11 protein-coding genes and 1 tRNA gene are annotated in these 12,658 nt (G+C 45.4%); all 12 read left to right on the top strand.

Annotation, left to right across the window (positions count from 1 at the left end; all coding sequences use genetic code 11):
* The first annotated feature begins 146 nt into the window (after positions 1-146).
* The 12 genes from FQV37_RS05055 to FQV37_RS05110 all read left to right on the top strand — a co-directional run bounded on the left by FQV37_RS05055 (position 147) and on the right by FQV37_RS05110 (position 12,651).
* Positions 147-485 (top strand): phage tail protein, encoded by a 339-nt coding sequence (locus FQV37_RS05055; protein ID WP_160021539.1) that lies wholly within the window; start codon positions 147-149, stop codon positions 483-485.
* Between the two features lie 42 nt (positions 486-527).
* Entirely contained in the window at positions 528-980 is a 453-nt protein-coding gene (locus tag FQV37_RS05060) for a hypothetical protein (protein WP_160021540.1), read from the top strand.
* Positions 981-988: 8 nt separating this feature from the next.
* The gene (locus tag FQV37_RS05065) at positions 989-1,741 is read left to right on the top strand and encodes a hypothetical protein (RefSeq protein ID WP_160021541.1); all 753 of its coding nucleotides are present in this window, start codon (positions 989-991) and stop codon (positions 1,739-1,741) included.
* A gap of 1 nt (position 1,742) precedes the next feature.
* A complete protein-coding gene (locus FQV37_RS05070; RefSeq protein ID WP_160021542.1) occupies positions 1,743-2,093 on the top strand; it encodes a hypothetical protein in 351 nt (116 codons plus the stop codon).
* A complete protein-coding gene (locus FQV37_RS05075; RefSeq protein ID WP_160021543.1) occupies positions 2,094-2,894 on the top strand; it encodes a phage minor tail protein L in 801 nt (266 codons plus the stop codon).
* A gap of 3 nt (positions 2,895-2,897) precedes the next feature.
* Positions 2,898-3,638: a C40 family peptidase gene (locus FQV37_RS05080; protein ID WP_160021544.1), complete on the top strand. Its 741-nt coding sequence runs from the start codon at positions 2,898-2,900 to the stop codon at positions 3,636-3,638.
* A 42-nt stretch (positions 3,639-3,680) separates the two neighbouring features.
* Complete coding sequence (locus FQV37_RS05085; RefSeq protein WP_160021545.1) at positions 3,681-4,271, top strand: tail assembly protein; 591 nt, start codon at positions 3,681-3,683, stop codon at positions 4,269-4,271.
* Entirely contained in the window at positions 4,271-10,723 is a 6,453-nt protein-coding gene (gene gpJ, locus FQV37_RS05090) for a TipJ family phage tail tip protein (protein WP_160021546.1), read from the top strand. The genes FQV37_RS05085 and gpJ overlap by 1 nt, the downstream gene beginning before the upstream one ends.
* Entirely contained in the window at positions 10,723-10,902 is a 180-nt protein-coding gene (locus FQV37_RS05095; protein WP_160021547.1) for a hypothetical protein, read from the top strand. Before gpJ ends, FQV37_RS05095 begins: the two co-directional genes overlap by 1 nt.
* A 34-nt stretch (positions 10,903-10,936) precedes the next feature.
* Positions 10,937-11,455 carry a hypothetical protein gene (locus tag FQV37_RS05100; protein WP_160021548.1) on the top strand — a complete coding sequence of 173 codons (519 nt, stop codon included), beginning with the start codon at positions 10,937-10,939 and terminating at the stop codon, positions 11,453-11,455.
* Positions 11,456-11,767: 312 nt separating this feature from the next.
* A complete protein-coding gene (locus FQV37_RS05105; RefSeq protein ID WP_240990954.1) occupies positions 11,768-12,556 on the top strand; it encodes a glycoside hydrolase family 19 protein in 789 nt (262 codons plus the stop codon).
* 37 nt (positions 12,557-12,593) lie between these two features.
* Positions 12,594-12,651 (top strand) — tRNA-OTHER (locus FQV37_RS05110).
* Positions 12,652-12,658: the final 7 nt, after the last annotated feature.

The raw sequence follows: 12,658 nt of genomic DNA on the forward strand, positions 1-12,658 counted from the left end.
CAACATCAACGTCAATGTGACGGTTAATAGTGACGGCTCAAGCAATGTAGAGTCTAACAAGCAGATGGGACGCAGCATGGGTAATGCGCTTGTCGCAACCATCCAGCAGCAGATCATCAAAGAGAAACGTCAAGGAGGTTTACTGTATGGCGCTTAAAACCTTTACATGGTGCGTCGATGCAGGTGCGTCACGTACCACTGAGTTAAAAACCAATACTGTGAGCTTTGGTGATGGCTATGAGCAGGTGTCTAGCTTTGGCATTAACAATGCTCGGGAGTCGTGGCCGGTCACAAAGACTGGCTACAAGGCTGAGATTGACGCTATCTATGACTTTATCGTTGAGCATAAGAATGTAACGCCATTTTATGTTGAGATTGCAGGTGAAACCAAGACATACCGAACGGACAGCAATCCTACTACATCACATATTGGCGCTGACGTTTGGCAAATCTCTTTTAATTTAAAACAAGCATTTATACCTTAACCCCTTAACTGGGGTTTTTTATTATCTAATTTTGAGGTGAGTATGACTATTCAAGTTCCAAACCCTGGCACAGGTAACGGGCAAACTGGCGATAACGAATATGTTTTGTGGCAAAAAACGGCTAGCAACTTTAGCGACCAAACCAATGCAGCTAGTCGTGAGGTTGGCACAGAAAGTGGCAATGTACCCGAATATTCAGCAGCTGGTGGGCTGAGTAGGTTGGGTTACGGTGGTCAGTGCGCTCTACTGCCAAACGGAACCAATTTATTTAGCAAAACATGGGTGACAGGGTTTTACAACGGTAATAACTTGGTCAATGCGCCACTTAATCTAACAGGTTGGTTTTTTGTTGAGGCAATGGCTGGCAGCCAAGCAAACAAAGTGATGCTCAGGCTAACACTTTACACGTCAGGCGACACATACATTTCGATTGGCGACAATGGTGTGGAAGCATCGTGGTCAGCTTGGAAGAAAATCACAACAACAGCGATTTAAGGGGCAGTATGACAATACAAATACCAAACGTCGGTACAGGGTTTCCTGCTGACCAAACAGGTGACAGTCCGTGGCTTGCGACAAAAAAAATAGCAGAAAACTTTGGCGATGCAGACAATGCTGCTAGTAAATTAGTTGGTACAGCAAGCGGTCAAATACCCTTAGCGCAAGATTTAACTAAAGCACTTTACACGCCGTTGCAGTTATCGGGGACACTAGTAAACGACACGGACAGCCTTAACGATAAAATTGAGGGCAATGTTTATTACATCAACAACAGACCGCAAGGTGCGTCTGAGCTTGGTTTTGGTGTGTTTTGGACTGAGAAGTATCATGGTTCTGCAAGGCGATTACAGTATTTTAAGAGCGTCGAGAGTGCGACGGGTCATTATGCAAGACAAGAAACAGCAAGAGACTCGCAAACTTATGGCGATTGGTTTAAGTACGCATTCCACAACGAAAACTACTCAGCAACTAGCGTAAAAGCAGGTTCAGCTAGTTATAAAAGAGGCTGGCGTAAACTTACAGCTAGTTTCGGCTCAGGCGCAAGCACAATAACAAAAGCTCATGGCGTATCAAATATCGTGGGTGTGACAGTTAGAGCAACCGTTAGTGGTGTCAGCTACTACGCTAACGATGCTAGAGCGACGCATCAATTTACGATACAGACAGATGGTACAAACGTCATCATCACAAAATCAGTAGATGCAACAGCACTGAATGGGGCGGCACTAACTATTTACATAGACGAGGAGTTATAAAATGATTGACGTATCAGACGTACTACAAAGACACAAACAGACTGACATTGCAGGTGACAGCTATGAACGTGCAAAATCAGTCGTACTCAATAATCCTAAAGACGGGCAGCGCAGCATCACGTTTAACAAAGAGCTAGTCATCAATCTAGCTGATGGCACGACGATGCATACCGACAAAGATATTATTGTCTATAACGCACCTGTCACCGATGACGAACGTGCTGAGGTCATCACACTTTATAATCTTGAAGGTCAAGTGGTTGGCGATAAAACAGCAGGTGAGATTTATGACTTGATTGGGTTGTTTTTAAACAGTGCATTGTTAGCTGCTGAGATCAACAGGGAGGCGTAAATGTTAGAAAGTGACTTACAGAAACTTAGCGTAACAGGGCTTGTGACGTTATACGAGCTAGACGCTACCAAGTTAGGCGGCGGCATCATGCGGTGGCATGGTCATGTAAGTCATGAAGACTGGCGCTTAATATTTGGCTATCTCGATAAAACCAAATATTTGGATAAAACCGACACACTTAATGCACTGGATAAGCAGCACGATTTAGTGAGGCGTGACATTATTTGGCAGGGTCAGACTTACTCACCGATGCCGATACAATCCGATGGTTTAGAAATGCGAGGTGACGGCAAAGCGTCAACACCAAGCCTTGCTTTAGCTAACAATATTGACGGCTTGCAAGGTGCGATTAGTGCACTCTGTTTGCAGTTTGATGATTTTTGCGGAGCTAAGCTGACCGTCATCAATACGCTTGCAAAATACTTAGACGCTGAAAATTTCACTGATGGCAATCCACAAGCTGCAAACGAGTATCGCAAGCAGCTCTGGTATGTTGAAACTAAAACATCAGAAAACGCCAGTGCGGTGACGTTTGAATTATCGAATCCTGTCGATTTTGAGGGCGCGAGAATACCATCGAGAGAAATCACCTCGTTTTGTCATTGGTGTGTGCATGGACGCTATCGTGGTGAGGAATGTGGCTATACAGGCACAGCTCGATTTACCGAAGATGGCACACCTACGGACAATCCTGAACTCGATAAATGCGGTGGTAGGCTCTCAGATTGCCGTCTGCGTTTTGGTGATAATAACCCCTTGCCGTTTGGGGGCTTCCCTTCAAGCTCTCTCGTATCAGGATAAACTATGCTTACAACTAAGATAAAAAATGCTATCAATGCCCATGCTAAAACCGAATACCCAAGGGAATCATGTGGCGTGATAATCGGCAAAGAATACATACCATGCAAAAACATAGCAGCCGATGATGCTCAGTTTGAGATAGACCCTATAGACTTGGTAGGCGCAAGCAAAGAGGGTAAAATCAAGGCATACGTGCATTCTCACCCGGACGGTAATGTTTTGCCGAGTATGCCAGACCGTGTGCAGATGAACCTGCATGGCTTGCCGTGGGTAATTACTAATGGCACTGAGTGCGCTATACACAAGCCTGATGGTTATCAAGCACCACTACTAGGGCGTGAGTATCATCATGGTCTGATGGATTGTTATTCGCTAGTTAAAGACTACTATCAGCGTGAGCTTGGCATAACCCTAAACGATTATGAGCGACAAGATTGCTGGTGGGAAAATAAAGACAGCAAGCCGCTATATCTTGATAACTTTAAAAAAGAGGGTTTTGTTGAAGTCGATACAATCCAAAAGCATGACTTGATACTCGCAAGGCTTGGGCGTACAGCCCATGTCAATCATGCCCTAGTCTTTATCGGCGATGGTAAGCTCAAATCTGAGCGTACAGACGATGTTATCGGTGATAGCTTGGTGTTACACCACCCATACGGTCGTGAGTCGCTACGTGAGATATACGGTGAAGCATGGCAGCGTAGAGCAGCGATTATCATCAGGCATAAATCACTAATCAAATAACACAAGTCGCTTAAATTAGCGGCTTTTTTATGGGCGCAAATTATGAAAGTTATCCATCTGCACGGCGTACTTGCTGACAAATTCGGTGAGTTTTTTCGCTTAGATATTCAGTCAGCAGCCGAGGCGACACACGCTATCGCTTGCCAATTACCTGAATTTAAAATGTTTATGTTAAAGGCTGAGCAAGAAGGTATGCGCTTTGCCGTGTTTTTAGATGAGCAGACTGAGCAAGGCAACGTGGGCGAAAAAGAGCTAGCTAATGCTACGTCAGCAAATGTTATCCATATCGTGCCAAAGATTATGGGCGCAGGTGGTGATGCGTTTGGTTGGTTGCAAGTGGTTGTGGGGGCTGCGCTGGTCGTTGTTGGATTAGGTTTAACGCCATTCACAGGCGGTACGTCGTTAGCAATGGTTGGTGCAGGTGCCGGCTTAATGGTCGGCGGCGCTGCTTCACTGCTCATGCCAACGCCTGATCTTGGCGATCAAGACGAAGACGGCAACAGGGCAAACTACGGCTTTGGTGGTGCGGTAACTACTGTGGCTCAAGGTAATCCAGTGCCAATATTGATAGGCGAGCGTTACATAGGCGGTTTTATCGTGTCGGCAGGTATATATACAGAGGATAATCAATAATGACAACTATCGCAATCAAAGGCGCAAAAGCAGGACAAGACAAATCACGTAAGCCATCTATTGCAAAAGACTCTGTGGCAAGTACCAGTACCGCAAAACTATTATACGGCTTAGCCGAGGGCGAAGTATGGGGTTTGGTTGATGGCGGTAAATCTATTCGCTTGGATGGTACGCCACTGCTAGACGACAATGGTAATGCCAACTTTGAGGGTGTGACGTGGGATTTTCGCGCAGGTACAAATGAGCAAGAATATATCAAGGGCTTTCCTGATGTGTCTAATGAGACACCCATTAATGTTGAGTTACGCAGCGATAATCCGTGGATTAAGGCGTTTACTGACACGCAGTTAAGTGCTGTTCGTGTGCGTTTTAAATGGAATCGTTTATCTAAAACCGACCCTGATAATGGCGACGTTAAAGGCTATAAAATTCAGTACGCCATCGACTTACAGACCAATGGTGGTGCATACGTCGAAGTGCTTAATACTAAAATTGAGGACAAGACCAGCGCAGGTTACGAGCGCACGCACCGTATCGACTTACCACGCTCAACGACTGGCTGGCAGATACGTGTGCGTCGCTTAACAGCTAATGATTCAAGTGAATATGTGCAAGATGATATGTTTATTGATGCCGTTGCTGAGGTTATCGACGTAAAACTGCGTTATCCAAACACCGCTTTGCTAGGCATACAGTATAACGCTGAGACATTTAGCAGTATCGCAAAATTAGAAGCCCATATACGCGGTGCAATTATGCGTGTGCCTAGTAACTATGATGCGGTAGCACGTACTTACACAGGCATCTGGGATGGCACATTCAAGGATGCTTATAGCAACAATCCAGCATGGGCTTATTTTTACTTATGCACACAATGGCGCGGCGGTCTAGGTGAGCGTCTTGATATCACTATGATTGATAAATGGTCGTTATATGCGCTTGGTCAATATTGCGATCAGATGGTCAGTGATGGTCAAGGCGGTTTAGAGCCACGCTTTACGTGTAACGTCTATCTACAAAAACAAGCCGATGCCTATCAAGTGCTACAAAATATCGGTGGCATCTTCCGAGCTATGAGCTACTGGAATGGTGAGCGCATTGTATTAGACGCTGACGTACCGCAAGACCCTGTTTATACATTCTCACGCGCTAACGTCATTGATGGCAACTTTGAATACACAGGCACACGAGCGCGTGACCGTCATACTCTAGCAAAAGTTGCTTGGGATAATCCGCTTAATAGATTTGAAACCGAATACGAGTATATTCGTGACGAAAAAGCAATGGCTAAGTTCGGCGTTAAAGTGCTTGATTTGGCCGCGTTTGGCTGCACCTCACAAGCACAGGCTCAACGTGCAGGGTTATGGGCGCTCAAAACCGAGCAGTTAGAAACACGTCAGGTATCGTTTGGCGTTGGTCTTGATGGCTTTATACCGCAAGTCGGTAACATCATCAATGTATCAGATGAGCTGTTTGCAGGACGCGCTAACGGTGGTCGTGTGTCTGAGGTATCAGGTCGCAGGGTCAAGATTGACCGTGATGCAGTTGTCAATATTGGCGATGTGCTAACGCTTAACTGCTCTGATGGTATTAATCGCAGTCGCGTTGTGACTGCGGTTGAAGGTCGTTACATCTATACATCAACATCTATACCAAACGCGGAGAGCGAAAACGTATGGGCGATTGAAACGGCTGACCTGAAGCTCATGCGCTTCCGTGTCATGTCAATTACTCAGAACGACGACACGACATTCGCAATCACAGCCATTCAGCATGAGCCACAAAAGTATGATGCGATTGATTATGGTGCTGATGTAAAGCCAACCAATATCACTATCGTCAATCCTGATGTGGTCGATGCGCCTAGTAGTGTGTCTGTCAGTAGTCGCCACCGTGTCGTGCAAGGTCAGACAGTTACCACGCTTGTTATCGAGTGGTCACAAGTCATTGGTGCGGTAGCTTATGATGTGGAATGGCGCAAAGACGACGGTACATGGATTAAACTACCGCGAACTGGCAATGTCTCAGTTGAGATTGAGGGTGTGTATAGTGGCAATTATATGGCTCGTGTGCGCTCAGTATCAGCGTTTGACGTGCAGTCACAAGCTACAACGTCAACCCTGACAGCAATCGAAGGCAAGGTAGGATTACCGCCTACAGTGGTCGGCTTAACTGCCACAGGCGTGTTGTTTGGCATGGATTTAAAATGGGGCTTTCAGCAGGGTTCAGGCGATGCGGACTACACAGAAATACAAGTAGGAAGTGCACCCAATGTCAATGTGGCAACGCTAGGACAATACAGCTATCCAACTAACACCCATACCATTAACGGCTTGCAAGGCAACTTGTCGCAGTCTTATCGTGCGCGTTTAGTTGATAAGCTCGGCTTTAAATCGCCATGGTCAGCATGGGTGACAGGTACGACAGACGCTAATGCTGATAAAATCATGGACTTGCTACAAGGTCAGATTGATGAGAGCGCCTTTAGCGACATAATGAAGGGTAGAATTGCAGACATTGAAGTTAATAAGCAGGAAATTGGTCAAGAAGTCTTAGACCGCATTGCTGCAATCACTGCTGCTAATAAGCTAGTTGAAGCTGAGGCAGAAGCTAGAGTTGAGGATATACGCTTAGCTGCTGAGTCTCAAAGAGGTTTACAGGAATTTGCTGACGAATTAGCTAAGGATGTTGACGCAGTTGTAATATCTCAAACCAAGACTGATGCAGGTATTGCCGTAATAAAAAGCAAACAATCCACTTTTGAGATTGAACAAGGTGTACAAGCTGAGTCTTTGACATACCTATCCTCTCAGATTGATTTTGGTTATGCTGACAAGACAAAGTATGCAGACAAGAGTATAGCCACAGCTTGGACATTTGCTAAGACAGTGGCTCATGCTGATTACTCTAACTCTCAAATGATAACTGGTCTTTCTGCTGACTACAAAGATTCATCTGCAAGATTTACTGAGAATATCGAGCTACTGGCAACTAAAAACGAGGCAACAGCAACTAAAACAACCAACTTATCCGCGCAGATTGTGGGCGGCTATGACGGCAACGATTTAACCAAACTTAACTCAGGATTATTATTTGAGGAAAGCACCGCACGAGCAAATGACGTTGAGGGATTGGCTGAGCAGATTAGTTTATTGTCAGCAGGTGTTGGTGAACAGTTTGACAGCTTTGAGATATGGCACTTCAACAAAAATAAAGACGGTTGGACGGGTGGTACCTACAATGGCGGTGGCTGGTTAAATGTACGTGCTGAAACCATTACAAGCCCTACTATCGAAGACTTAGACGGTACAGCATACAAACACATTAAATTGCGTATTAAAAAAGTCGGTACACCTACGTGGCAGGGATTGTTGTCTTATGCAGGGGGCAGTAAAACCATTGCTGAGCCAAGCTATGACACTGATGGTATTGCGCTAGTAAATTGGCAGATGGAGTGGTCAGGAGATATAACATCGTTTAACTTAAAACTTGCAAGTGCAGGGGATAATCTCAACTACTATAGCATCGACTGGATTGCAGTTGGCAGACCATCGCCGGGTGCTAGTAATGCTTCGTTATTGCGTGAATCAAAAGTACGAGCAAGTGAGACAAGTGCTAATGCTAGTGACTTGGTTACTTTGCGCTCAAAAATCGAAGGAGGAAATGGCGTACCGATTGAGTCATCTATCACTCGTAAGTTAGACACTACGGCAAATTTAGCAAGCACCACTGCTGAAGAAGTCAGCACGTTAAAATCTGAATACGAAGACGAAATGTACGGCTATGAAGGCACTGTACAGACCACGGCTCGGACGCTAGGAGAGGCGACACGAGCCGAGGCTGAGCGCCTTGATTTACTGTCTGCTAACGTACTACCGAGCTATGCAGACAAAACACAGTATGCAAGCTCAACACGATCAACGCAGTGGACTTATGCGAAAACGGTAGCAGCAGACAACTATGCAGCAAATCAGCGTATTACCAACCTGCAATCTGAGTTTGCAGACAGCAATGCTAACTTTACTAATGAGCTGTTTACACTAGCAACTAAAGACAAGTCGATAGCGGCAGACATAACACAGCTATATGCTGAAACAGGTGAAAACTACGGCCTAATTCAAGACGTTAGCATTGCCATATCAACACCTAACACTGGTTTGGCAGCTAAAGTCACTGAGTTGCAATCGTCGGCACAAATCAATGCTGGCGCAGCAAGTGCAGCACAACAAGCAGCTAATGCAGCAGCTACAGCAGCAGGCAATAAAGGTGAGGTCATCTATAGCAGCACAGCGCCAAGTGCTGACAAGCAAAAAGCGCAGAACTTATGGATTGATACATCGGGCGGTAACAACACGCCTAAGCGGTGGTCAGGAAGCGCATGGTTATCTGTCACAGATAAAGCAGCAACTGATGCAGCCTCAGCAGCCTCAGCAGCCCAAGGCACAGCAAATAGCGCGCTCGGTCAAGCTCAAGCAGCACAGCAAGCAGCCACCGCCTCTACTGTCAAACTTGCTGAAATTGCAGCAGATAACAAACTCACGCCTACTGAGAAAAAGCAGGTCAAAACGATATGGGAGGAAATCAAAAAGACCGATACAAGCATCAGGGAGCAGGCAGAAAAATACAATGTGTCTACTGCCAACTATGATTATGTCTACACTGCGCTGACAGATTATCTAACACCACTAATGGGTAATATGGGTCAAACCAATACAATCGTTCGAGACACATTTGACGGTAGATTTGCGAACCTATACGAGCGTCGTGCGGAGCTATATGCAGCAATTACTAGCGCTACTGAGCAAGCCACTAGCTTAGCTAATAGTAACGCAGCAACAGCGCAGCAAGCAGCAGATGCAGCGGCTCAGGTAGCGGCAACTGCAACCGTAAAGCTAACTGACATAGCATCGGACGACAAATTAACTCCACTTGAGAAGAACCAAGTACAGACTATATGGGAGGAAATAAAGAGCACAGATGCTAGCGTTAGGGCAAGTGCTGCAAAATATGGCATCTCTACGGTCGCCTACGATAACGTCTATACAGCACTAAATACTTATCTAACACCGTTGATGAACGTACCTGAGCAGACAAGCACCATTGTCAGAAGTACTTTCGATGGTCGTTTCGCTAATTTGTACGCTAGACGAGCTGAGCTTAACAATGCGATTGTAGCAGCAACGAAGGCGCTTGCTGATAGCACTGCTGACAAACTAGAACCTGAGAACTTAGCTGTTTTGGTTGAGGGCAGTGGTGCGTTTTCAGATGAGTTTGGTGGCATCTCAGGGCAGTTTGCTAACTTTCAGGGTGTTGTTGATGGTCAAAAGTCAGCGATTGAAACGGTGACTGCTGTTGGTAATGTCGAGAAGTTAAAAAACGAGATTGCCAAGGCGCGTTTAGATAAGAGTGTTACGAGTCTAAATGCTCAAACCACAGCACTGCAAACTGCGATAGATAACTACACAACCAAGATAGCGGAATTAGTGGTGTTGCGTGACGCATTACCATCTAGTGAGAACGCACTTCGAGCGCAATACAATCAGCAGATGGATCAATTGAGGGATGCACGTACTGACGCTTATGCACAGCAAAGTGTTATTGCAGACCAAGTGGCTCAGTTAAACAGCGAGAAAGCAGTTCTTGACTCGCTTAAAATAACTGAGTCAGATGTTAAAGCACAGCACACTATCAAGATTGACGCAGGGGGAAAAATCGCAGGGTATGGCTTGGTTGTGCAAAAGAACAACTTTAGCGCATTTGATGTGAGAGCCGATAGATTTAGCATATCAGCACCAGTCGGCAAGCCTAACGATGTGAACGGTGACAGCCCATTTATGGTGCTGACAACACCGCAAGTGATTGATGGCGTAACTGTACCGGCTGGTACTTATATGCGTAACTTCTACGCGCCTAGAGGTTCTATTGATACGCTGCAAGTCGCTGACGGGGCTATTAAATCAGCTCAGATTGACGACTTAGCGGTGACTAGCGCAAAAATTGGAGATGCGCAAGTTAATACACTAAAGATAAAGAAAGATTCGGTTATTGTGCCTAGAGTGCAGACCTTTTCTGGCAATGTGGATCTCATTGGTTCTGACGCTGCCACGGGCTATACTTTTGGTAGCATATCTTTAGACCCTGAAGGCGGTAATGTTTCTATTCAAGTTACTTTCGCTAGGGTTGGTCTAGTCAGGGGCGTTGGAGGTAGTAGTATAAACGGAGCAATCGTCTTTGAGGTTCTTAGGGACGGTAGTACAGTCGTTGGTAGCTTTTCAAGAAATGTTGATGCTGATACCTACTTTGACATGGCGACAATCCCTACTATGGTTGATTCAAATATATCTGGCACTCACACCTACAGCGTTAGGGTTAGACATAACAGCACTAGAGGGAATACGACTTTGTACTTTAGGGAAGACCGTTCTATACACGTAATGGGAGCTAAGCGATAGTGATTTTATATATATACTCAAAAGATAGCGGCATTTATCTGTACCGAGACAACGGTAATGTTGACGGAGCTTTATATGATATGGGCGAAGATAAAGATTTCACGCTCACACCACCGCCTGATTACGATAAACCGTGGTACTGGGTAGACGCAGAATGGACAACCGAACAACCCTCTTAACGAGGGTTTTTTATTATCTAAATTAGGGGGTTAGATGCTTAAAATTAAGTTTTGGCAGCTATGGTGGGCTTGCATAGCTGCTCTAGCTGCATCGTACCCGATTAGCGCATGGGCTGCTGACCAACTCATAGAGGCAAGGGTTTTACCCGCGCCTTTTTTGCTGAGCTGGACAGGCGTTTGGGTGTTTTCCACGGCGGGTGGCTTGTGTGCTGCATTTGTCAAAATACCTGAGATCGATAAGAGCTTTTATTATCCAAGCCTAGCAAAAGCGTTAATCGGTGTGTTTATGGGCGTAGCACTAAGTTTGGCAGTCAACACCTTTAATGAGTCGCAATCAGGTGCTTTGCCATTGTTTGCACTATTGGCTGGTCTATTTAGTGCGCCACTGGTTGCCGGTACGATGGTATGGATCAGCAACCAAAAACGCATAAACAAAACACTTAATCAGGCGGTACGCAATCGTACAGGGTTAGATACGTCAGTAGATGCCGACTTTCAAATTGACACAGCTTACAAAAAAGGAGACAGCGATGATAGCGCCAATCTATCTTGATTTAACGATGGCGCTATGCGCTGTCATCTTAGGCTTGTTCGTCATGCTCACACGCATGAGGGTTGTTGACGATGGGGTTTATACGCCAATACTTGAGCTAGCGGTTGTATGTGCAGGTGCGCTTAGTTGGGCGATATATGGCTTCCTAGCATTGTCGGCTATTACCTCGTACCCTCCATTACACACGTTGGGTTATCAAGGGCACTGGGGTTACACGCTCGCAAGGTTTCTCAGCTTCATTATGTGGGTGCTAGCTCTGCTGTTAATAACTAGGTACAGCGCATACATGCAAGTCAGGAAGGTATCAAATAAATGCAAACACCACGCCCCGTAATGGGGCTTTTTTTGGAGCTAAAAATGAGTGTAAAAGATAGCGTAAAAATACTACAGACCGCTATAGGTATTGACCCAGACGGTTATTGGGGCGGCTTATCTCAAGAAGTCTTGGAGGGCGGTTATAAGTTAGATTTTGATTTTGCTAAATTCAAAAAGGTTTTTGGCGTCAGCTCAATCAGTCAGGGCTTTGTAGATGGCGTAAACGGCTTGTTTGCAGCTTTTAACGAATACAAAGATTTAGATGCAAACAATCCGCTATACGTGAGCTACAATCTCGCCACGGCGTATCATGAGACAGCGTTTACAATGCAAGCCATTACTGAGTATGGCGGTGTTAGATACTTTGATAAGTACGACACAGGGGGATTGGCTGAGCGACTAGGTAACACGCCAGAGCCTGATGGTGATGGATATAAATATCGTGGGCGCGGTCATGTCATGATTACAGGCTATGGCAACTATAAAAAGTTTACCGATATTCTAGGTATCGACTTAGTTAACAGTCCTGATCTAGCGTTAGACCCCGTTGTCAGCGCAAAGATACTGACTATCGGCTCACTAAATGGTACGTTTACAACTCGCAGATTAAACCAGTATATCAAGTACGGTTTAGAATATAACGAGTGGGTAAATGCTCGTAGGGTTATTAATGGCGTTGATGATAATAAGGCGATTGCGGATTATGCGATTAAGTTTTTGCAGTGCATTAAAGTTGTTGTAGTAAAAAATAGTGCTGTGTGTGAGTGTTGTGGACAGCCTATTTAGCTTCATCTAGCCACGTTTAGCTGCTATAATACAAACAGGTTATGTATCTCAGTTGGTAGATTCTTGTGTCGCAGGTTCGAGTCCTGCCATAACCGTAAGCCC

Origin of the sequence: Psychrobacter nivimaris (assembly GCF_009812035.1) — a bacterium.
GTDB classification, from domain to species: domain Bacteria; phylum Pseudomonadota; class Gammaproteobacteria; order Pseudomonadales; family Moraxellaceae; genus Psychrobacter; species Psychrobacter nivimaris.

Excerpts from the sequence above, each read along its gene's own strand:
- gpJ (WP_160021546.1), top strand. The coding sequence starts at position 4,271 with ATGACAACTATCGCAATCAAAGGCGCAAAAGCAGGACAAGACAAATCA.
- FQV37_RS05070 (WP_160021542.1), top strand. The coding sequence starts at position 1,743 with ATGATTGACGTATCAGACGTACTACAAAGACACAAACAGACTGACATT.
- FQV37_RS05060 (WP_160021540.1), top strand. The coding sequence starts at position 528 with ATGACTATTCAAGTTCCAAACCCTGGCACAGGTAACGGGCAAACTGGC.
- FQV37_RS05085 (WP_160021545.1), top strand. The coding sequence starts at position 3,681 with ATGAAAGTTATCCATCTGCACGGCGTACTTGCTGACAAATTCGGTGAG.
- FQV37_RS05105 (WP_240990954.1), top strand. The coding sequence starts at position 11,768 with ATGCAAACACCACGCCCCGTAATGGGGCTTTTTTTGGAGCTAAAAATG.
- FQV37_RS05055 (WP_160021539.1), top strand. The coding sequence starts at position 147 with ATGGCGCTTAAAACCTTTACATGGTGCGTCGATGCAGGTGCGTCACGT.
- FQV37_RS05075 (WP_160021543.1), top strand. The coding sequence starts at position 2,094 with ATGTTAGAAAGTGACTTACAGAAACTTAGCGTAACAGGGCTTGTGACG.
- FQV37_RS05080 (WP_160021544.1), top strand. The coding sequence starts at position 2,898 with ATGCTTACAACTAAGATAAAAAATGCTATCAATGCCCATGCTAAAACC.
- FQV37_RS05065 (WP_160021541.1), top strand. The coding sequence starts at position 989 with ATGACAATACAAATACCAAACGTCGGTACAGGGTTTCCTGCTGACCAA.
- FQV37_RS05100 (WP_160021548.1), top strand. The coding sequence starts at position 10,937 with ATGCTTAAAATTAAGTTTTGGCAGCTATGGTGGGCTTGCATAGCTGCT.